Origin of the sequence: Achromobacter sp. NFACC18-2 (genome assembly GCF_900108985.1) — a bacterium.
Lineage (GTDB): Bacteria > Pseudomonadota > Gammaproteobacteria > Burkholderiales > Burkholderiaceae_B > Achromobacter.
The window spans coordinates 90,166-111,118 of record NZ_FNYM01000010.1 but is presented as its reverse complement, the minus strand read 5'-3'; the positions used below and the strand labels follow the sequence as shown (position 1 = coordinate 111,118).

The 20,953-nt window shown below is 68.4% G+C and carries 20 protein-coding genes; 9 read left to right on the top strand and 11 right to left on the bottom strand.

Features of this window, described 5'->3' with window-relative positions:
• Positions 1 to 69: 69 nt before the first annotated feature.
• Positions 70 to 990 (bottom strand): CAAX protease, encoded by a 921-nt coding sequence (locus BMW75_RS16755; RefSeq protein ID WP_092580977.1) that lies wholly within the window; start codon positions 988 to 990, stop codon positions 70 to 72.
• A gap of 401 nt (positions 991 to 1,391) precedes the next feature.
• The gene (locus BMW75_RS16750; protein ID WP_139208556.1) at positions 1,392 to 2,144 is read right to left on the bottom strand and encodes a hypothetical protein; all 753 of its coding nucleotides are present in this window, start codon (positions 2,142 to 2,144) and stop codon (positions 1,392 to 1,394) included.
• Positions 2,145 to 2,307: 163 nt separating this feature from the next.
• Between BMW75_RS16750 and BMW75_RS29485 the strand changes: the two genes are divergently transcribed.
• From BMW75_RS29485 to BMW75_RS16705, 9 genes are all read left to right on the top strand, one after another.
• Positions 2,308 to 4,476: a hypothetical protein gene (locus tag BMW75_RS29485; RefSeq protein WP_175493199.1), complete on the top strand. Its 2,169-nt coding sequence runs from the start codon at positions 2,308 to 2,310 to the stop codon at positions 4,474 to 4,476.
• A gap of 19 nt (positions 4,477 to 4,495) precedes the next feature.
• On the top strand, positions 4,496 to 5,473 hold the full coding sequence (locus BMW75_RS16740; RefSeq protein WP_076516891.1) for a DUF945 family protein: 978 nt from the start codon (positions 4,496 to 4,498) through the stop codon (positions 5,471 to 5,473).
• Positions 5,474 to 5,633: 160 nt separating this feature from the next.
• A complete protein-coding gene (locus BMW75_RS29480) occupies positions 5,634 to 5,798 on the top strand; it encodes a hypothetical protein (protein ID WP_092580971.1) in 165 nt (54 codons plus the stop codon).
• A 129-nt stretch (positions 5,799 to 5,927) separates the two neighbouring features.
• Positions 5,928 to 7,148 carry a CaiB/BaiF CoA transferase family protein gene (locus BMW75_RS16730; RefSeq protein ID WP_092580969.1) on the top strand — a complete coding sequence of 407 codons (1,221 nt, stop codon included), beginning with the start codon at positions 5,928 to 5,930 and terminating at the stop codon, positions 7,146 to 7,148.
• A gap of 17 nt (positions 7,149 to 7,165) precedes the next feature.
• Positions 7,166 to 7,963: an enoyl-CoA hydratase/isomerase family protein gene (locus tag BMW75_RS16725; protein ID WP_092580967.1), complete on the top strand. Its 798-nt coding sequence runs from the start codon at positions 7,166 to 7,168 to the stop codon at positions 7,961 to 7,963.
• Between the two features lie 12 nt (positions 7,964 to 7,975).
• Positions 7,976 to 9,199 (top strand): CaiB/BaiF CoA transferase family protein, encoded by a 1,224-nt coding sequence (locus BMW75_RS16720; RefSeq protein WP_092580965.1) that lies wholly within the window; start codon positions 7,976 to 7,978, stop codon positions 9,197 to 9,199.
• On the top strand, positions 9,196 to 11,538 hold the full coding sequence (locus BMW75_RS16715) for an acyl-CoA dehydrogenase (protein ID WP_092580963.1): 2,343 nt from the start codon (positions 9,196 to 9,198) through the stop codon (positions 11,536 to 11,538). Before BMW75_RS16720 ends, BMW75_RS16715 begins: the two co-directional genes overlap by 4 nt.
• A 57-nt stretch (positions 11,539 to 11,595) precedes the next feature.
• Entirely contained in the window at positions 11,596 to 12,567 is a 972-nt protein-coding gene (locus BMW75_RS16710) for a Bug family tripartite tricarboxylate transporter substrate binding protein (protein WP_092580961.1), read from the top strand.
• Between the two features lie 69 nt (positions 12,568 to 12,636).
• Positions 12,637 to 13,599 carry a LysR family transcriptional regulator gene (locus BMW75_RS16705; RefSeq protein WP_092580959.1) on the top strand — a complete coding sequence of 321 codons (963 nt, stop codon included), beginning with the start codon at positions 12,637 to 12,639 and terminating at the stop codon, positions 13,597 to 13,599.
• Positions 13,600 to 13,618: 19 nt separating this feature from the next.
• Here BMW75_RS16705 and BMW75_RS16700 read toward each other — a convergent pair whose 3' ends face one another.
• The 9 genes from BMW75_RS16700 to BMW75_RS16660 all read right to left on the bottom strand — a co-directional run bounded on the left by BMW75_RS16700 (position 13,619) and on the right by BMW75_RS16660 (position 20,927).
• Positions 13,619 to 14,536 (bottom strand): amidohydrolase family protein, encoded by a 918-nt coding sequence (locus BMW75_RS16700; RefSeq protein ID WP_092580957.1) that lies wholly within the window; start codon positions 14,534 to 14,536, stop codon positions 13,619 to 13,621.
• A complete protein-coding gene (locus BMW75_RS16695; RefSeq protein WP_092581147.1) occupies positions 14,533 to 15,147 on the bottom strand; it encodes a carboxymuconolactone decarboxylase family protein in 615 nt (204 codons plus the stop codon). Before BMW75_RS16695 ends, BMW75_RS16700 begins: the two co-directional genes overlap by 4 nt.
• Before the next feature lie 13 nt (positions 15,148 to 15,160).
• Positions 15,161 to 15,775 carry a glutathione S-transferase family protein gene (locus BMW75_RS16690; protein ID WP_092580955.1) on the bottom strand — a complete coding sequence of 205 codons (615 nt, stop codon included), beginning with the start codon at positions 15,773 to 15,775 and terminating at the stop codon, positions 15,161 to 15,163.
• A 38-nt stretch (positions 15,776 to 15,813) separates the two neighbouring features.
• Positions 15,814 to 16,458, bottom strand: a complete 645-nt coding sequence (locus tag BMW75_RS16685; RefSeq protein WP_092580953.1) for a flavin reductase family protein — start codon at positions 16,456 to 16,458, stop codon at positions 15,814 to 15,816.
• Between the two features lie 16 nt (positions 16,459 to 16,474).
• Positions 16,475 to 17,440, bottom strand: a complete 966-nt coding sequence (locus BMW75_RS16680; RefSeq protein WP_092581146.1) for a Bug family tripartite tricarboxylate transporter substrate binding protein — start codon at positions 17,438 to 17,440, stop codon at positions 16,475 to 16,477.
• Positions 17,441 to 17,495: 55 nt separating this feature from the next.
• Positions 17,496 to 18,476, bottom strand: coding sequence for a Bug family tripartite tricarboxylate transporter substrate binding protein (locus tag BMW75_RS16675; protein ID WP_092580951.1), 981 nt, complete (start codon positions 18,474 to 18,476; stop codon positions 17,496 to 17,498).
• A gap of 125 nt (positions 18,477 to 18,601) precedes the next feature.
• Complete coding sequence (gene speB / locus BMW75_RS16670; protein WP_092580949.1) at positions 18,602 to 19,540, bottom strand: agmatinase; 939 nt, start codon at positions 19,538 to 19,540, stop codon at positions 18,602 to 18,604.
• Between the two features lie 28 nt (positions 19,541 to 19,568).
• The gene (locus tag BMW75_RS16665; protein ID WP_092580947.1) at positions 19,569 to 20,192 is read right to left on the bottom strand and encodes a cupin domain-containing protein; all 624 of its coding nucleotides are present in this window, start codon (positions 20,190 to 20,192) and stop codon (positions 19,569 to 19,571) included.
• A 33-nt stretch (positions 20,193 to 20,225) separates the two neighbouring features.
• Positions 20,226 to 20,927: a DUF1989 domain-containing protein gene (locus BMW75_RS16660; RefSeq protein WP_076516912.1), complete on the bottom strand. Its 702-nt coding sequence runs from the start codon at positions 20,925 to 20,927 to the stop codon at positions 20,226 to 20,228.
• Positions 20,928 to 20,953: the final 26 nt, after the last annotated feature.

The window sequence follows — 20,953 nt, the reverse complement described above, 5'->3', positions numbered from 1 at the left end:
GGGCGGTGCCATTCCCATACGAGCGTAATGCCGCGCCGCCGGCCGTAAACCATGCCGTCCAAGGTAGGTTCATGGCGGCAGAATCAGGAAGCGTAGTTGCGATTCCGGATGTAGTCGGGCGGTCAAAACGCTGTTCTCCTGCGTGTATCGCGTCAGCAATTCGGCCAGCACGTCCAGCGAGCCGATCTGATGCACTTGTGCCAGATGCTGAAAGCGCCGAATCTCGGCCGACGTGCAGGCCCGGTGCGCGTTCCGCAACAGCCCATTGGCCTGCAAGAGCCGCAGGCTTTCCGGATGTATCAGTGCCAGCAGGTTTTCGACCTTGGCGATCTTCTCTTGCAAGTGCTGCAAGGCGTCCGCCTCGGTCAAGACGCCATATCGTTTCCATGCTGGTTCATGGTGAAACAGCCGGTTGCGGAAGTCGCGCGACGTGGCAACCAGATCATTCACATGGGCCAACATCGCACCAGCCTGATGCACCGGCCACGACCCGCGAAACACGCCGGACAGGTGCTTGGGCCAGATCAGCCCGCGTCCCATGAACTCGGCATCCAGCAGGAACTCCCACGTAGAAAATTCCGTCTTGGCAATCACGCCGTGATGGTGCGGTGTGAGCTTGCCGCGCACCGCATGGCGGCGGCGCTGCTCGGCGGTATGGTTTCGGGTCGCCTTGGCGAAGTTGTCACGCACGGCCTGCACCGGATGCGGCGCATCCACGCCCGGCGCGAAGGAACGATAGTGCAGCTTTCCGCCCGCCCACCAGAAGCGCCCCAAATCGGCGACAAGCGCCTGGTCGATGGCGTTGCGCAACGTGATTTCCACCGCGCCAATCAGAGGGAACAGAGCGCCGCAGACGTGCGCGTTCCAGAGGTACACGCCCATCAGTTCCACGTCGTTGGCCGGGTGGAATACGCTCTGGTAGCTGTTGATACGCTCGTTGCTGATGAGCGAATCGATCAGCACGGGCCGATATTGCAAAGTCTGGGGCATACGGTCGAGGAACCTCCAGTGTGGCGGCCCGCCAGCGGTCGGGGTTGACGCTGGCGGGCGCAAGTGCGGTACCATAGCGACAAGGTTGGTGATGGCTTCCAATGGGCGCAAGCCTACGACCCATCATGTAAGACCTGATACCCACCCCGGCCTAGAGCCGGGGCTTTTGTTTTCAAGGCCCGAATAAGCTCACGCCAAGCCCGTCCTCTCGGGCCTGCTGGCCGGGCTGTCTGCCCGCCACGGTTCTCCACCATGTCCGCCGACTTGCGTGCCTGGCCATACTCGGCAGCCTTCCTGCCTTAGTCCCGCGAAATGCTGCACTGGATTCATCGGGCAATGAAAAAGCCGGCTGCTCGCGCAGCCGGCCTGGAAAGTGCGGGCAGCCTTTGCCGCCGGCGAACTTACTTCTCGTCCTTCATCTTCACGTCGCTGGACGTGTCGGCCTTCAAGCCACTGGTGTTGATCTTGCCGGGCGGCGGCGCATCGATCTCATCCAGGTTGGCCGCAGCGGCCGGCGCCGCCACGTCATCCAGGTTCACGGCGTCGGCCACGGGGGCCGTGGGCTTGGGCGGCGCGGCCTTCGGCGCCGCTTTCGGGCGCGGCCTGGCCGGCACGCGCGGCTTGGCGGCTTCAAGCGGACGGGTGTAGAGATTGCCGTCCTGGTAGACCAGCATGTAGGGTTTGCCGACGGCGGGCTTTACGGTCTGGCGGGCGGTCCATTGGCCGTTGGCCACCTTGAAGGACAGCGGGCCTTCGCAACTGCGATATCCGGTCCCCCACTTCGAGGACTGTGTGCCTGATACCCGGTACACGTGATAGACGTGGCTGCAACCGGGTTGCGGCACGTCCAGGGTGATCAGCGTGGCGCCCGGCACCTCGGCGACGTTGGCCACCAGCATCGTGTTGCCGGTGACGTCGAGTTCCATGACTTTCTTCTGACCATAGAGCTTGATGTCGTAGGAGTCGTTGTAGTAGCGGCGCAGCGCGGCGCGCTCGCCGTTGACCATGAACACCTGCTGTTCCTGGGCCAGGACTTCGCCGAAATCCAGCCCCATCTTGCCGGAGCCGGTGCTGACGCAGCCCGACAGCGCCGCCACGCCGGAAATCAGGACTATTGCACCGACCGAACGGCTAGTGCCGGGCTTGCTTGCCATCTTCGCCAAAACGCCACCAACGCTCGCCGCCATCATTCAATAACCTCTTGATTAAAAATAAGAATTTACTTGTAACTGGTGACTCTTACAGTCGTATCATTTATGTCGAAATGATACGCAATGTTATACTGTAAACCAAAGCGTACAGGGCGAGGCTTAAAGGATGAAGAAGGTTTGCGTGGCCGCGGCAATTGCCGCCAGCGTCGGCAGTGCGCCGGCGCACGCCGAGGCGTATCGCCTGGCATATTCCAAGGCGGAAAACATCGAGATTTTCATTGACCACGCCAATGGCTCGGCCTGGTGCGGTCCGCAACTGAACCTGCGCGCCGTCTACGGCGGCACGCCCGACGCGGCAGCGCTGGGCCGGCTGCTGCCCAAGATCGGGGTGCTGCTCAACAAGCAATGCCCGCAGGCGTCCGACCTGCGCTGGACCAGCGTCAACAGTGCCGGCGCCCGCGTCGCCGAAGGCACCAGCGCCAAGGCCTCCGGCTGGACGATGCAGATGGCCGCAGCGCCGGCTGCGGTGGCAACGGCTGCGACTGCCCCGGCTGCTGCTGCCCCGGCTGCTGCTGCCCCGGCTGCGGCTGCCCCGGCTGCTGCTGCCCCGGCTGTCGCCGCACCGGCTGCCGCAGCACCGGCTGCCGCGGCAACTGCTACCGCATCGCCAACTGCCGCCGCACCAACTGCCGCAGCGCCGGCTGTTCCCACGCCTGCCGTGGTCGCGACAGCCGCCACGCCTGTCGCCGAGCAAGCTGCGCCGCAAGCACCCATCCCGCCGGCCCCGGCCGCCCCTGCAACGCCGCCGGCTGCCGCAATGGCGCCGGCCCCGATCTTCGCCACGCCGGCCGCAGCGGCCGCGCCCGCAGCACCGGCGCCCGCGATTGCCGCTCCAGCCGCTTCCGCGATGGCTGCGGTCCCAGCCGCGCCGGCGCCTGCACCCGAGCCGGCGCCTACCCCCGTGCCGGCCGCAGCGGTCGCCGACGCCCAGCCTGCGGCGCCCGCTGCCGCTCCCCCGGCCCCGGCTCCGGCTTCAGCCCCGGCTCCGGCTCCAGCCCCGGCTCCGGCTCCAGCCCCTGCTCCGCAGCAAGCCGCGTTCGCGGTCAACGGTTGGGCGCCCCCGCAGGCGGCCGCCGCGATGGCCGGAACCAAGCAACTCAAGGTCATGCAGGACCAGAACGGCTGCAAGGTGATCTCGACCTTCCAACTGGGCGACGGCGCGCAGTACATCACGCTGAAGTCAGACGGCCTGGCTTGCGGCCCCGACGGCTTCGCGACGGGCAAGGGCCGCTTGCGGCTGGAACGCTCGGACGGCGCCCGCATCGCGCATACGGATGACGTCTGGCTGGTGTCGGGCATTCCCTTTGCGGCGCCCGTAAACGCGGCGCGCCTGGCCCACGTCGGCGAAAACGGCACGCTGTGGTTCCACATGGACAGCGACCCGGTAAGCCGCTCGCACTATCTGCTGCGCGCTGAACACGCGTCGTACAACGACGCGCTGCAGTCCTGGCGCTACAACCGGATCGATGTGGTCACGGAAAGCGCGGACGCGTTCCGCAACGCCGCCGACATCCGAGTGGCTGTGGACGCCGCCTTGCGCGTGCTGGAGCGCACGTCGGTCCCCGACGCCGCCAACGCGCAAATCGTGTTCTCGGACAGCTTCGAGGAAGGGGCCATCGGCGGGCAGACCGAGCATCTGCTCTACGCCATCAACGCCAACCGCGCCACCGACTGGCGCACCGGCAAGCCCAAGAGCGAATGGCGCTACAACCTGCAGTATGCGCAGAACTACCTGTTCAAGCGCGACGAGATCCTGGCCCGCAAAAAGCGCGAAGCCCAGATGCGCCTGGCCAACAAGGAACGCGACAACCTGCGCCAGTACCAGAACCTGGTCGAGCAGGCCAAGAACGATCCCCAGGGCATCCTGGGCCGCATGGTGCGCGACGTGCGCTACCAGCCGCTGACCGGCGGCAGCTACGGCGGCCTGATGGCCGGCCGCAAGGCCACGGTAAGCATGGTGGTCCACGTGGACGACCACGAAGACAACGACGCCGTCGCCGACTGGCCGTACGAAATGCGCCTGCCCGGCCAGAAGTCGCTGAAGGAAGGCTGGTACCTGGTCCCCGGAGACATCACGCTGGACCCGAAGCGCGTCGATGGCCGCGGCCTGCCCCTGACCCTGCTGACGCTGGGCCAGGGCGCGCCCCACGCGTGCAAGAAAGAAGGCTGCGCCGACCTGAACGATCCGCTGGTGGGCGCGCGCATGATGCTGGGCCTGCCCGACTGGACGCCAGAACAGGCCCAGGCCGTGATCGACCAAGCCACCCAACCCTGATAGCCGGACGAGCAACGCAATGATCAAACAAAAGAAATCCCTGATCGCGGGCGGCGTCGTGGCGGCGCTCGCCTGCGCCTGGTGGGGGCTGGGCGTCTATGCGTCCGGCAAGGCCGAAGATGAACTGCTGGCGCTGCTGGACAAGACCGGCCAGCGCGACATGGTGCATTGGAAGAGCATTTCGGCGTCGCCGTTCGGCTCCGCCAAGTTGAAGGAAGTCACGATCGGCTCGGCGGCGTCGCCCATCGCCCGCATCGAGACCGTCAAGATCAGCGGCCTGCGCAACTCGTACGACCGCCAGAGCGGCGACGTGACGATCGAAGGCGCCGCGCTGCCCAACGGCAACAGCGTGCTCAGCCAGACGGACCTTATCCGCCAGGCGGGCAAATCCGACCTGCCCCCCGCCAACCTGCGCGTGCGCTGGGACTACCAGCGGGACGACGACAACGCGTCGATCCACCTCAACCTCGAGCAACCCGACGCGCTGGACGCCGAGCTGATGCTGGGCCTGGAGCGTGTCAACGGTGCCGCCGCCCTGGCCGAGGACGGCGCGGCGCTTGGCGCGCTGGGCATGATGGGCATCATGGGCCTGGGCCGGATCGACCGCGCTTTGGCGCCCCTGGCGCAAGTCCGCATCACGGAGGGCAGCCTGTCGCTCAAGGACGACGGCTACGTCAAGCGCAGCATCGAACTCTACAAGCGGTACAACATCGCCGCCGTCCCCGGCGAGGGCAACCCGGACAAGCAGCGCGCCAAGCTGTTCGACAAGTTCATCGACGACGCCCGCAAGCAGTGCATCCAGCGCCAGGCGATGGCGGGCTTCGAGGACAACGACGACGCTTGCTCGGCGGCGGCCAATTTCGCCAGCGGCGAAGACCGCGAGATCCATCTGACCTTGAATCCGCGCAACGGCGTGTCCGTGGCTGAAATGCTGTCGGGCGGCGGCCGGGACTACAGCAAGGTCCTGGCGCTGTTCTCGCCCACGCTGAAGAACTGAGCGCCACGCGCCGGAACCCGCCGGGCGGCATCCTGCATGGGATGCCGCCCGGTTTGCTTTTGCGCGCCGCCCCCCGGACGCGCTGCCCTGCATGCGCCGCCCTATAATCGCTTCATTCGCTGCAAGCGCGCCTGCTGAGGGGCAGACGCAGGAGACCCACATGAAAGCCCCGCTGAATCACCTGATTTCCCTCCTTGCCGTTGCCCTGCTGCTGGCCGGATGCACCTCCGGCCCGGGCGGACCGCCCCATCCCGGCGCGGTCAATCCCTACAGCAGCGGCGGATTCCGCGACCCCGGCCCCAATTACCCGGACACCGGAAGGTAAGCGCGGCCCCCTCCCCGCGCCCCCCGGGCGCAGCCCGAACCGCATAACAGCTTTGCGCCCCCGGGCTCCTCCTCCGGAGCCCGGCGAATCCTAGACTGCCTTCACATCACCGCAGTCAAGGAGAAGGCTTTGCAGCCGCTGTTATCCAACCTCAAAGTCCTGGACCTGAGCCGCATCCTGGCCGGTCCGTGGGCGAGCCAGATCCTGGCCGACCTGGGCGCTGACGTCATCAAAGTCGAGCGGCCGGGCCAGGGCGACGACACCCGGTCCTGGGGACCGCCCTTCCTGAAGGACGAGCAAGGCCAGGACACGAAAGACGGCGCCTACTTCATCGCCACCAACCGGGGCAAGCGTTCCATCACGCTGGACCTGCAGACGCCCGAAGGCCAGGCGCTGGTCAAGGAACTGGCGCGCGACGCGGACGTGGTGCTCGAAAACTACAAGGTCGGCACCCTGGCGCGCATGGGGCTGGACTACGAATCGCTGTCCAAGATCAATCCGCGCCTGGTGTACTGCTCGGTCACGGGCTTTGGCCAGACCGGACCGCGCGCCGCCGAACCGGCGTACGACTTCCTGATCCAGGCCATGGGCGGCCTGATGAGCGTCACCGGCGAACGCGACGACAAGCCCGGCGGCGGTCCCCAGAAGGTGGGCGTGCCGATCGTGGACCTGACCACCGGCGTCTACGCCGCGCTGGGCATCGTGGCGGCGCTGCTGCGCCGCGCGCAGACCGGCCAGGGCGAATACATCGACGTCGCGATGCTGGACGTGCAGGTCGGCCTGCTGGCCAACCAGGCCATGAACTTCCTCTTGGGCAACAAGGTGCCGCGCCGCACCGGCACCGCGCATCCCAACATCCAGCCGCAGCGCACCTTTGCCTGCGCCGACGGCGACATCGTGATCGTGGTCGGCAACGACGCGCAGTTCGCCACGCTGTGCGGCGTGCTGGGCACGCCCGAGCTGGCGCAGGATCCCCGCTACCTCACCAACAGCCAGCGCGTGAAGAACCAGGATTCGCTGGACCCGATCCTGGACGCGATCTTCGCCGCGCAGCCGCGCGCGCACTGGCTGGCGGCCCTGAAGCAGGCCGGCGTTCCGGCAGGCTCCATCAATACCGTGCCCGAAGTGTTCGAAGACCCGCAGGTGGTGCACCGCGCCATGCTGCGGCGCCTGCCGCACCCCGTCGCCGGTTCGGTGCCGCAGGTGATGAACCCGCTGCGATTTGGCAACGCCGCGCTGCGCGCCGATGCCGCGCCGCCGCTGCTGGGCCAGCACACCGCCGACGTGTTGACGGAGCTGGGCCTGTCGGCTGAACAGATCCAGGACTATCGCGACCGCAAGATCATCTGAACAACAAGGAGAGAGACATGAACATGCCGGAAAACCTGGCAGGCCCCTACACCGCGCTGCAGGTAGAGATTGCCGACGGCGTCGCGACGATCCTGCTGGCCAATCCGCCCGTGAATGCGCTCAGCACCGAGATGATGAACGAGTTGTCCTGGGTGCTGGACCGCATTTCGGAGACGCCCGAGGTGCGCGCCGTGGTGCTGTCGGGCCAGGGCAAGGCCTTCTGCGCCGGCGCCGACCTGAAGAACCGCGCCGCCACCATCAAGGGGCCGGGCGACCTGCCGCAGCACTCGCGCCGCACGCGCGAGTGTTTTCATGCGATCCGCGAATGCGCCAAGCCCGTGGTGGGCGCGATCAACGGCGCGGCCCTGGGCGCCGGCCTGGCGATCGTGGCCTCGTGCGACATCCTGCTGGCCGCCTCCGATGCGGTCGTGGGCCTGCCCGAGATCAACGTGGGGCTGCTGGGCGGCGGTCGGCACGGCATGCGGCTCTTCGGCCATTCGCGCCTGCGCCGGATGATGCTGACCGGCCTGCGCGTCGATGGCGACGAGCTCTACCGGCTGGGCATCGTCGAAGCCGCCGTGCCCGCCGACGCGCTGATGGACCGCGCGATGGAACTGGCCCGCGAGCTGGCCTCCAAGAGTCCGCTGGCCACGGTGCTGGCCAAGCAGACGCTCAACGCCATCGAAGACATGAGCCTGCGCGACGGCTACCGCTACGAACAGGACATGACGGCGGCCATTGGCAAGACCGAGGACGCGCAGGAAGCGCGGCGCGCGTTCCTGGAGAAGCGCGCCCCCGTGTTCCAGGGCCGATAAGGAGAGGCCGCCATGAGCAGTGCATTGGAAGGCGTGAAGGTCCTGGACCTGAGCCGCGTGTTCTCCGGGCCGTGGGCCGCGCAGATGCTGGCCGATTTCGGCGCCGAGGTCATCAAGGTGGAGCGCCCCGGCCGCGGCGACGACGTGCGGCACCAGGGCTATCCCATGCCGGACCGCGACGGGCAGCCCAGCCGCGAGACGTCCTCGTTCGTCGCGATGAACCGCGGCAAGAAGTCCCTGACCCTGGACATCTCGCGGCCAGAGGGCCAGGAACTGGTGCGCCAGCTCGCGCAAAAGGCCGACATTCTCATCGAGAACTTCAAGGCCGGCGACCTGCGGCGCTACGGGCTGGATTACGCCGCGCTGTCGGCCCTGAATCCGCGCCTGGTGTATTGCTCGATCACCGGGTTCGGCCAGACCGGCCCCTACAGCCATCTGCCGGGCTACGACCCCATCTTCCAGTCCATGAGCGGCCTGATGAGCGTGACGGGCGTGCCGGACGGGGAACCCGGCGCGGGGCCGGTAAAGGCCGGCTATTCGGTGTCCGACCTGACCGCGGGGTTTTACGCGGTGTCGGCCATCCTGGCCGCGCTGCGGCACCGCGACCAGATCTCGGGCGTGGGCCAGCACATCGACCTGGCGCTGCTGGATGCGCAGATCGCGGCCATTTCGCACATCGGCATGAATTACCTGGCCAGCGGCAAACTGCCCGCCCGCATGGGCTCGGCCTCGCAGATCACCGCGCCGTTTCGCGCCTTCGAGTGCGCGGATGGACACCTGATGGTGGCGGTCGGCAACGACTCGCAGTTTGGCAGCTTCTGCCGCGTCATCGGCCTGCCCGCGCTGGCGCAGGATCCGTGCTTTGACACCAACCCCAAGCGGGCGGCCGCGCAGGCGGACCTGTCCCGGCTGATCGAACCGGCGATGCGGGCGCGCACGGTGGCCGACTGGAACCTGGCCCTGGCCGGCGCCAATGTTCCCTGCGGGCCCATCTACACCATGGACCAGGTATTCGAGGATCCGCAGGTGCGGCACCGCGAGGTGCTGGGCAGCGTCCAGCATCCCGCCCTGGGCGCCATGCCCGTCATCCGGAATCCCATCCATTTCTCCGGCACGCCCATCGCCGTCGGCCTGCCGCCCCCCATGCTGGGCGAACACACCGCCAACATCCTGCGCGCGGAACTGGGCCTGTCTGACGACGCGATCGGACGCTTGCAAGCCGAGGGCATCGTATGAACGCCATCGACCACGAGTTCATCGAAGAAATCCGCGACAGCGCGCGCGACTTTCTGCAGCGCCGCGACCAGCGCCAACGCAAGCGCAAGGCGGCGGGCGACCGCGAATACTGGAAGGAAATCGCCTCGGTCGGCTGGCTGGGCATGAGCGTGCCCGAAGCGCTGGGCGGGCTCGGCCTGGGCTGGCATGCGATGGCCGCCGTGCTGGAAGAGGCCGGCCGTGCGCAACTGCCCGAGCCGCTCGTCGGCGCGGGCGTGCTGGCCACGACGCTGCTGGCCCGCATCGCGCCGGCGGGCGACGCCGGTCCGCGCGACCGGCTCCTGGACGCGATTTGCCGGGGCGAGCGCGTCGTGGGTCTGGCGTGGCAGGAGACCGAGGGCCAGCTCGAAGCCGGCGAGGCCGCCGGCGCCTTCGGCGTCACCGTCACCGCGCGCGAAGGCGCCTACGTGCTGAACGGCGAAAAGCGTCACGTCATCCCCGGCGCGGACGTGGACGGCTGGCTGGTCACGGCCGACGGCGAAGCGGGCTCCGCGCTCTTCTACCTGCCGGCCGGCACGCCGGGCGTCACGGTGCACGCCCACGAGCGCGCCGACGGCTCGCCCGCCTGCCACCTTGCGATCGAATCGGCCGTCCTCGCGCCGGACGCGCTGCTGGCGCGCGCAGGCGTGCTGGACGCCGTGGACGAAGCCATCGACTACGGCCGGCTGATGCAATCGGCGGAACTGGTGGGCATCGCGCGCCAGGTGCTGGCCGATTCGGTCGCCTACCTGAACACGCGCACGCAGTTCGGCCGGCCGTTGTCGTCATTCCAGGCGCTGCAGCACCGGCTGGTGGACGCGGCGATGCAGGTGGAACTGGCCGCCAACAGCCTGCTGGACGCGCTGAACGCCATCGCGGCCGCGCCCGGCGACGCCAAGACGCGCAAGGCCGCGGCCAGCCGGGTCAAGGCCCGCGCGGCGCGTGCCGGCATCGAGGCGTCGCGGCTGGCCATCCAGCTTCACGGCGCCATCGGCTACACCGACGAATGCGACGTCAGCCTGTATTTCCGCAGCGCCCTGCACCTGGGCGCCTGGCTGGGCAACGCCACGGCGCATCGCCAACGTTACGGCGCGCTGGCGCCCGATCCCGCCCCGCCGGCCGACGATGACAACGGCGTGGACGACGCCAGCGACGCGCAATTCCCGCGCGAAGCCGACTGGAACGCCATGCCCGAAGCGCAGTTCCGCGCGATGCTGCGCCGGTTCTTCCGCGCCCACTATCCCGAGCACCTGCGCCACGTGCCATGGCGGCTGCATTGGGACGAGATCAAGGACTGGTACTTCACGCTGTCGCGCCAGAGCTGGATCGCGCCGGCCTGGCCGCGCGAGCATGGCGGCATGGCGCTGTCCCCGGCCCGGCAGATCGCCTTCATCGAAGAGGCCGAGCGCTACGGCGTGGCGCGCGCGCCGGACCAGGGCCTGGTCATGCTGGGCCCCATCCTGATCCGCTACGGGACCGAGGCGCAGCGCGCGCGCTTTCTGCCCGGCATCCTGTCCGGCGAAGCGGTGTGGGCGCAGGGCTACTCCGAACCCAACGCGGGCTCGGACTTGGCCTCGCTGCGTTGCGAGGCGGTGATCGACGGCGACGAACTGGTGGTGACGGGCCAGAAGACCTGGTCCACGCTGGCGCAGGACGCGACGCACATGTTCATGCTGGTGCGCACCGACAAGACCGTCAAGAAACAGGCGGGCATCAGCTTCCTGCTGGTGGACCTGGCCAGCCCCGGCGTCAGCCGCCGGCCAATCCGCACGCTGTCGGGCCACGAAGAGTTCTGCGAGGTGTTCTTCGACCAGGTCCGCGTGCCGCGCGACAACGTGGTCGGCGAGCTGAACGCCGGATGGGACATCGCCAAGGCGCTGCTGGGCTTCGAGCGCCTGTTCAGCGGCAGCCCCAAGCACGCCAGCCATGCCCTGCAGCAGATCTTCAGCATCGCGCGCCAGCGGGGCCTGCTGGCCGATCCCGCCTTCACGGACCGGCTGGCCGAGCTGCGGCTGGACAGCGCCGACCTGACCGCCATGTACCGCGTCTTCGCGGACCTGGCCAGGGCGGGCCGTCCGCTGCCGCCCGAGCTGTCGCTGCTGAAGATCTGGGCGACCGAAACGCACGAGCGCCTGGGCGCGCTGCTGATCCAGATCGCCGAGGAATACGGCGGCGCGGCGATGCGGCTGGGCTACGGCAACGGCAACGTCCATGCGCTGGCGCCCTACGTCAACGCGCTGGCGGCAACCATCTTCAGCGGCACCAACGAGATCCAGCGCAACATCTACGCCAAACAGGTCCTCGGCCTGCAAGGCGCCTAGCAGCGAAAAATCAACGACAACGCGCCAGCCCGAGCCGGCGCATCCGGAGAGAGACACATGAAAAAAGCAACCGCACTGACGGTGGCGGCCATGATCCTGGGCGCCGTCGCCGCGCCCGCCTCGCACGCCGCGCAGCCCTGGCCCAGCCAGCCGATCCGCCTGATCGTGCCCTACCCGCCCGGCGGCTCGGTCGACAACCTGGCCCGCCTGCTCGCGCCGACCCTGGGCCAGCGCCTTGGACAGACCATCGTGATCGAGAACAAGGCCGGCGCCAGCGGCACCATCGGCGTGGACGCGACCGTGCGCGCCACGCCCGACGGCAGCACCTTCGGCTTCGGCGTGCCGGGCGCGATTACCGGCCTGCCGCACGTCATGAAAGTGCCGTACGAGGTGTCGAAGATCCAGTACGTGTCGCTGGTGGCGCGCATTCCGCAGGTCATCATGGTCAACCCCTCGCTGCCGGACGCCACGCTGGCGGACTTTGTCGCCAGCGCCAAGAAGCAGCCCGGCAAGTACAACTACGGCTCCGCCGGCAACGTCACGACCCCGCATCTGGGCGGCGAGCTGCTCAAGCAGCAGACCGGCATCGACATCATGCACGTGCCCTACAAGGGCGCTGCGCCCGCGGTGACGGCGCTGCTGTCCAACGAGGTGCAGATGTTCCCCGGCGACGCATCGGCCGCCCTGGGCTTCATCAAGTCCGGCAAGCTGCGCGCGCTGGCGGTGGCCAGCCCCCAACGCTTCGAAGGCCTGCCCGACGTGCCCACCACCCAGGAGGCGGGTTTTCCCGGCATCATCGTCGAGTCCAACTACGGCATCATCGCGCCCACCGGCACGCCGCAAGACATCGTGGAAAAGATGGCCGACGCGATCGCCAAGTCGCTCGCGGACCCCGTCCTGCGCCAGAAAATGATCGACCAGGGCGCCATCCCCATGGCCACCACGCCCGACGCATACCGCGCGCTGATGGAGGCGGAATCGAAAAAATGGGGCGAGGTGATCAAACGCGGCAAGCTCGGCCTGCAATAACGCCATGCCCGCGCGCTTTTGCCGTACGCTTATGCCGATTCCCCCGTTTGCCTCCCTTCGCCATCGACCATGCCAACCGCAAAAGCCACGGGCCTGAGCCTGGACCTGACCGCCGACCTGCACAAATGGCGGGCCTTCCTGGCCATCGCGGAACTGGGCAGCATCACGCGCGCCGCGCTGTACCTGGACCAGGACCAATCGGTGCTGAGCCGCCGCATCAATGCGCTGGAACGCGAGTGCAATGCGCGGCTCTTCAACCGCACCGGCCGCGGCGTCAACCTGTCGGAAGTGGGCGAACGCCTCTTCCCGCTGGTGCAGACGCTGCTGCACGACGCCGAGCGGCTGGAACTGGAGCTCAACGGCGAGGCCCGCGAGCCCGCCGGCGAGGTCACGCTGGGCCTGTTGCCGTCGACGGCGCATCCGCTGATCCGCCGGCTGTTCTCGCGGCTGCGCCAGCAGTTTCCCAAGGTACACCTCAAGATCCTGGAAGGCTCCAGCGGCCAGATCGAGGAATGGCTCACGGACAGCCGCGTGGACATCGCCATCCTCTACCGCTATGGCGACAAATGCCCGCCCGGCGAGCAGGCGCTGGCCTACGTCGACTCCTATCTCGTCGGCGCGGCGGGCGATGCGCGCACGCAGGCAGGCGAAATCACGTTCGACCAGCTCGATGGCCTGCCCTTCATCCTGCCCGGCGCGCCCAACGGCCTGCGCAACGCGCTGGACGGCCTGGCGCGGGCGCGCAAGATCACCATCGCGCCCCTCATCGAGGCCGACTCCCTGCCGCTCATGAAGTCCATCGTCGAACACGAAAAGATGTACACCGTGCTGCCGCTGCACGCGGTCTGGCAGGAAGTGCAGGAAGGGCGGCTGAGCATCGCGGCCCTGCGCGATCCGACCATGAGCCGCATCATCTCGATGGCGTTCTCGCGCTCGAAGGGGCCGGGCCGCACCGTCATGGAAGTGGCGGCGCAGATCGAGGCGCTGGTGCGCGAGATCGGCGGCGAAGGCGTCTGGCACGCCAGCCCGTAGCGGGCCGGCGCGCCGCCGTTCACTTGAACCCGTAAAGCCGCGCCGGGTTATCCACCCAGACCTTTTTGCGCAGCGTGTCGCTGCCCAGCCAGCCGTGCGCCAGGTCGACCAGCGCGTCGGCCGACGGCGCGACGGCGCCCATCCGCACGAAGGGCCAGTCCGAGCCCCACAGCACCTGGTCCGGGTTGGCGGCGGTGCAGGCATCGTGAATGAAGCGGGCGTTCTCGTAGTCCGGCGCGGTGCCGACGCGGCACACCGTCAGCTTCATCCAGATCCGTCCTTCGGCCAGCAATCCGCGCAGCAGTTGGAACACCGGATCCGATTCGCCGCGCGCCGGCACCAGGCTGCCCAGGTGATCGATGACGATTGGCAGGTCCAGCCCCGCCAGCGCCGGCAGGTGGCGCAGATAGGTGTCGCAAGGCGCCCAGAGCTGCGCGTGCAGGCCGTGCGCCTTCATGCGGGGCGCCAGCGCGGCGACCTGGTCGAATCCCACGCTGCCGGGAAACAGATTGCCCGCGGGGTCGCGCGCCTCGACAAAGCGCAGGCCGCGCACGCCGCGTTCGTACAGGTCACGCAGTTGCGCATCGGTGACCGACGGATCGGCCACGGCGATCCCGCGCAGGCGGTCTGCGCCCTGCGCCAGCGCGTCCAGCAGCGCATCGGGGTTCGTGCCATAGGGCGCGGGCTGCACCAGCACGCCGCGCGCCGCGCCCAGCGTGTCCAGCATGCGCAGGTAGCGCGGCGCCGCGGCGTCCGGCGCGGCGTAGGACGACGGATGCTGCAGGGGAAAGCGGTCGTAGGGACCGAAGACGTGGCAATGCGTGTCGCACGCGCCGGCGGGCAGCGCCTGCTTCGGCGCGACCGGCATGCGCGGCGTCTCGACGCTGTCCGGCATGTAAGGGCTGGCTTTCCGGTCCCCGCTGGCGGCGGCGCTCATGATTGCCCCCGCTTGCCCAGCGGCGCCAGCCGGCTGAGCGCCGGCCCGCCGTCCTGCCGCGGCGTGTCCAGCGGCGGCGGCGCGTCGTCCGGCATCGGGATCTCATGCGCGTTCAGCGTCATGGACACCATCGTGTAGTAGCCGATCACGGCCGTCAGCTCCACCACGCCCACGGCGGCCCAACGCTCCAACGCCTGTGCATACAGGGCGGGCTCGACCTGTCCGGTTTCCTGGAGCTGGCGCGCGAACTCGTAGACCACTTCGTCGTCGCGGTTGTCGAATACCGGCGTGGCGCGCGCCTGGATCGCGTCCAGCACCGCATCGGAAATGCCGGCGGCGCGCGCGGCCTGCGCGTGGATGTGCCATTCGATCTGGCTGTTCCAGCGGCGCGCCGTCACCACGATGGCGAGTTCGCTGACGCGGGGCGGCAGGCTGGTGCCAAAGCGCAGCAGCGCGCCCAGCGCCTGCCAGCGCTCGGCCAGTTCGGGACTGTGCAGCGCGGCGCGCAAGGGGCCGACCAGACGGCCGCGCGGCCCCGAGACGATCTTCTCGTACACACGCTTCTGGTCATCGGTCATGCTGTCGGGGTCGGGCAGCGGGATGCGGCTCATCATCGTCCTTTCTTCAAGGGGTTTCGTCGGGCTGGGTGCGCGCCACCGACGGGCGCGCGGCAAAGCGCTCGTGCCAGGCGGCCAGCGCCGGATGCCCGTCGCGCCAGGCGAGGTCCGGAAAACGATAGTCCATATAGGACAGCGCGCAGCCGATGGCGATCAGCCCAAGGTCGAAGCGCGACGCCTGCAGCGCCGGCGCCTCGGCTTCCAGCGCGGCCAGCACCGCTTTCGTCTTCAGCGCAAAGGCGTCCAGCCACGCGGGCGTCTGCCGTTGCGCGGGCTTGTTGCGTTCCTGGCGGAACAGCAGCAGCGCATCCAGGAAGCCGTCGCCCAGCGCCTGGCGGCGCTCGGCCAGCAGGCGCGCCCCGGGTTCGGCGGGCAGCAGGCCGCAGCCGGTCAGGCCGTCCAGATAGGCGCAGATGACGCGCGAGTCATACACCGGCGTGCCGTCGTCCAGCACCAGCGTCGGCAGCTTGATGAGCGGATTGTCGGGCAGCAGGTCCAGATTGGGCTTGTCCATCGCGACCGGCGTGCGCACCAGCGTCACGCGGTCCGCGATGCCCGCTTCGTGCAGGACGATCATCACCTTGCGCACGAAGGGCGAACGCGGCGACCAATGCAGTTTCATCGATAAGCTCCCAAGGGATTCAAGGTCATGCGGGGCATTCAGTGCCCCTGCGCGGGCGTTATGGCCGGGTCATTGGCCACTTCCGGCGCGCGCATCTGGAAAAGATCGCTGGTGTGCGCGTACCAGCCCGCGCCATGCATGCGGCCCAGCAGGCGCAGCGCCGGGGTGTCCACATAGCATTTACCGGCATCGAGCAAGGCATCATCGCGCAGGTACAGCGCCACCACGCGCGCCAGCACGATCAACCGCTGCGGCGCCGCTTCCAGCACCTGCCACACCTCGCACTCCAACGCCGCCGGGCTTTGCGCGATGCGCGGCGGCGCCACGATCAGGGATGGCTCGATCGCCAGGCCCGCGCGCGCCAGTTCGTCGATGCTGGCATCGTAGTCCAGGCTGGTGTGGTTCATCTGCTCGGCCAGTTCCGCCGACACCAGGTTGATCACGAACTGCCGCGTCTGCAGGATGTTGCGCGAGGTGTCCTTAAGTTGTCCTGCGCGCGGTCCGATGCCCAGCGCGACGATGGGCGGATCGCTGCTGACCACGTTGAAGAACGAGAACGGCGCGGCATTGCGCGCGCCCGCTTCCGACTGGCTGACCACCCAGGCGATGGGCCGTGGCACCACCACGCTGGAAAGCAGCTTGAACGCGTCGGCCGGGGCCAGCTTGCTGAAGTCGAAGTTCATGGCGTGGGCGTCGTCATCATTTGGCTAGCAGCCCCAGCGTGCCGAGCAGACGCTGCATGTCGGCGCGGTCTTTCTGGACGTACGCCGTGGCGTCCTGGGGCGACAGCGCCATCAGCGCGATTGCCTGGTCCTGCATGACGCGTTGGTACTCGGGATCGTCGTTCACGCGCCGAACGGTGTCGCTCAGCGTCTGCACAATGTCGGCCGGCGTGCCGGCGGGCGCGGCCAGGCTGTACCAGGTGGCCGCCTGCGCGCCATGCACCCCGGCCTCGTCCAGCGTGGGCACGTCCGGCAGCAGCGCCGAGCGCTTGTCCGCCGCATAGGCCAGCGGCACCAGCCGTCCCTGCCGGATGAACGGCAGGCTGGCGGACAGGTTCAACATGGCCAGGTCGATCTGCCCGCCCACCGCATCGTTGATCGCAGGCGCCGCGCCAGCGTACGGAATGTGATTGAGCTGCACGTGCGCGGCCTGCTGAAAGAGTTCGGCCCCCAGGTGCGTGGCGCCGCCCACCCCGGCCGACCCGTAGCTGAGCTTGCCGGGTTCGGCCTTGGCGCGGGCGATCAGGTCCTGCACCGTCTTGATGCCGCGCGACGGGTTCACGACCAGCATGATGGGCTGCACCGCCACGACCGAGCAGAACGCAAAGCCGTTGACGCCGTCGTACGCGGTCTTCTGCATCAACGGCGTCACCACGTGGCCCGCCGCCGTGCCCAGCAGCAGCGTGTAGCCGTCCGGCTTGGCGCGCGCCACAAAGCCCGTGCCGATGGACGCGCCGCCGCCGGGCTTGTTTTCCACCACGACTGGCTGGCCCAGGCGCTTTTCCAGCGCGCGCGCCAGGCTGCGCGCCACCACGTCGGCCGGGCCGCCGGCTGCGTACGGATTGATCAGGGTGATGGGGTGCTCCGGATAGGCCGCCGCGGCCGGGAAGGACGCGCACAGGGCGGACAGGGCGGCGGCGGCCGCCAGCAGGGTTCGGATCATCGAAGGCATGGGAGTTCCGTCCGTTAGAAGAGGCGATGGCTGGGCGGGCCGGCGTTCAGTCCGCCCGCGCGCCGGACTGTTCGATGATCCGGGCCCACTTCTGCGTATCGGCGCGGATGCGTTCGGAAAATTCCTCGGGCGTGCTGTGCGTGGTCTGGATGCCGTAGCCGGCCATCCGCTCCACCATTTGCGGCGACGTCATCACGCTTTTGATGTCGGCGTTCAGCCGGTCGATGATCGGACGCGGCGTTCCCGCCGGCGCCAGCACGCCCGACCACAGGCTCACCTCGTACGACTCGAAACCCGGCGTCTCCGAGATCGACGGCACGTCCGGCAACGCCGCCAGCCGCTTGCGGCTGGTCACGCCCAGCGCCTTGATCTTGCCCTGCTTGACCTGTTCGATGAAATTGGACGAGGTGTCGATCATCATCGAAATGCGGCCGGCCATGAAGTCATTGATGGCGCCGGACGTGCCCTTGTAGGGAATGTGACGGATGTCCACCTTGGCGGTCGACTTGAACATCTCGCCCGCCAGATGGCTGGTCGTGCCATTGCCCGAGGAGCTGAAGGTCAACTCCCCCGGCCGCTGGCGGGCAAGCTCCGCCAGTGCCGCCACGGAATCGACCTTCAGCGCCGGATCGACCACCAGCAGATTGGACGTCAGGTTGGTCAGCGAGACCGGCGCAAAGCTCTTTTGCGGGTCGTAGCGCAGCTTGGCGTAGAGCGACGGGTTGATCGTCAAGACGCCCATCGTCGAATACAGCAGCGTGTAGCCATCGGGCGCCGCGGTGGCCACGGCCTCGGCCCCGATCGAGCCCCCTGCCCCGCCACGGTTCTCCACCACGACGGACTGGCCGAGCTTTTCCCCCAGGCCCTGCGCCAGGGCGCGGGCCATCAGGTCAGTGGCCCCGCCCGCCGGAAAGGGCACGACCATGCGCAGCGGCCGGTCGGGATAGCCGTCCGCGGCGGCGGCCGCGGAAACCAGGCCCATGCCGAGGCACAGGCCAAGCGCGGTCAGCGCGTTTGTCATTTTCATGCTGTCTCCAAACATCGTTTTTGTGTTTGGAGAATGGTAGGCGCGCGGGCCGGCCGGGGCTATGCGCGGGATCGCATATCTGGTTTGCGCGGCGGCCGGACGGGCCGCCGGCGCTCAGCCCGGCGTCAGGGCGCCCGGCCGCGTGCCAGCAGGCACAGGCATTCGTACATCAGCGTGGCGCCCAGCAGGGCCGTGTTGCCGCTGGGGTCATAGGGCGGCGACACTTCGACGACGTCGGCCCCGACGAAGTCCAGCCCTTCCAGTCCGCGCAGCAGCGCCAGGGTTTCCCGGGTGGACAGGCCGCCCACCTCCGGGGTGCCGGTCCCGGGCGCATAGACCGGGTCCAGCCCGTCCACGTCCAGCGACAGATAGGCCGGGCCGTCGCCCACCACGCGCCGGGCTTCGGCAATGATGGCCTGCACGCCGGCCGCCTCGAACTCTTCGATGAAGACCACGCGCATGCCGCTTTCCAGCGAATAGCGCCAGCCCTCGTCCGTGTTCTGCGCGCCCCGGATGCCGATCTGGATGGTGCGCGCGGGATCCAGCAGCCCGGCTTCGACGGCGCGCCGGAAGGGCGAGCCGTGGCTGAACTTGGATCCCACGTAATAGTCCCAGGTGTCGGTGTGCGCGTCGATGTGCACCATGCCCAGCGGCTGCGCCGGCGCGATCGCCTGGAAGACGGGAAAGGTGATGGAATGGTCGCCGCCCGCGATGACCGCCTTTTTGCCTGCCGCGAAGATGGGCTCGAAAAAGCGGCGGATATCGTCATGTGCGCGTTCCAGGTGGAAGACGTCCGTGAACGGCACGTCGCCCACGTCGGCCACCTTGCAGGCGGCGAAGGGGTTGAAGCCCGTGACGTGGTGGATGGCGCGCATCATGGTGGACATGTTGCGGATCTCGCGCGGGCCGAATCGCGCGCCGGGCCGGGCGGTCACGCCGCCATCGAACGGTACGCCCGCCAGGGCGATGTCGAAGTCCTCCAGCCCGCGGGCCAGCGGGACCCGCATGAAAGTGGGAATGCCGCTGTAGCGCGGCAGCCCCTGCATCGAGGTATCGGTGCTCATTGCTGTTTCCGTGGTGATGTTCCCCGGATCAGAACGTGGCTGGCGTGTTCACCCACAACACGCGCGCCACCGTCCGGCCCGGATTGCGGTAGCTATGCGGCACATCGCTGGAAAAGTAGAAGGAATCGCCCGCCTGCATGAGATGGACCTCGGACCCCAGGCGCAGCTCGAATTCGCCTTCGATCACGTAGCCCATTTCCTCGCCCGCATGCGCGATCTGCTCCAGGCTTTCTGCCTTGGGCGCAAGCTGGTGGATGTCGGCCTGCAGCAGTTGGCCGCGCATGGGGACGATCACCCGCTCCAGCTTGACGCCCGGCTTGCGGCCGCGCTGGCTGGTGAACTCGATGATGGGCCGGTCCGCCTGCCGGATCACGGGCGAAGCGGGCGGCGCATGCGCCGCCGTCAGCTCGGCCACGTTGGTCCCCAGCGCGCGGGCCAGGCGATGCAGGTTCGCGAGCGACGGCATGGCCTGGCCGCGCTCGACGCGCGACAACAGGCTTTCGGAGCATTCGGCCGCCTGCGCCAGCGCCTTGAGCGTCAGGCCATGCACCATGCGCGCATGCCTGAGCCGGGGACCCAGCGTGGACAGGGCCGCTTCGCCCTCGTGCGCGTCGTGCGGCTCGGCCGCCGTTTCCCTGCTTTTCTTTGCCATATGCGTATACCGCGTTGTCGTCGGGAAGAATCGTCAGGCCTGGGCGCGCACCGAAAAATGCACCTCGACCGGACGGTTGTCGTTGATCGGCACGATGTCTTGCGGGCAGGCCGACAGCACCACGACGCAATCCATCTCGGCGCGCAGATCGACGTAGTCGCCCGCCTTGGACACCGGCGGCAGCCACTGCACGCCGCCATCGCTGCCGACCGGGATGTTCATCCACAGATTCAAGGGCTGGGGCACTTCGCGAGCCCGCAGGCCAATGGCCTTGAGCGCCAGGCGCATATTATCGGCGCAATTGTCGTGGTAGTGCTCCACGCCCAGGTTGCGGTAGCGGTAGGCGTCGCACGCGGCCATCAGCGTGTCGTGCACGCCGGGCGAGGTATCGGCCGTCATGGTCATGATGCTGCGGCGGCGGTTGCTGAAGAGCGGGTCGCCGGCCTGGGGAATGATGCGGTCGATCGCGGCGCGGGCATGTTCCATCGACATGAACTCGCTCAGGTCGTCGCTCTTGAACGCCCACGTGTCGCAGACCTGGCTGCCGTGCGTGTTGATGATGCGGATGACCTGGCCCTTGGCCACGCGCACGGCGCGGCCGTGGCGGGCCGGCACTTCGTAGACCTTGCCCAGTTCGGGCGTGCCGTCCGGGGAGATCGGCTCGCGGTGCGTGTTGTTCAGGCCGACGGGTTCGCCGTTGTCGGCGACGGCGGGTTGGGCGATGGCTTGGTCCATGGTTCGAGTCCTTCAGTGAAAGGTGA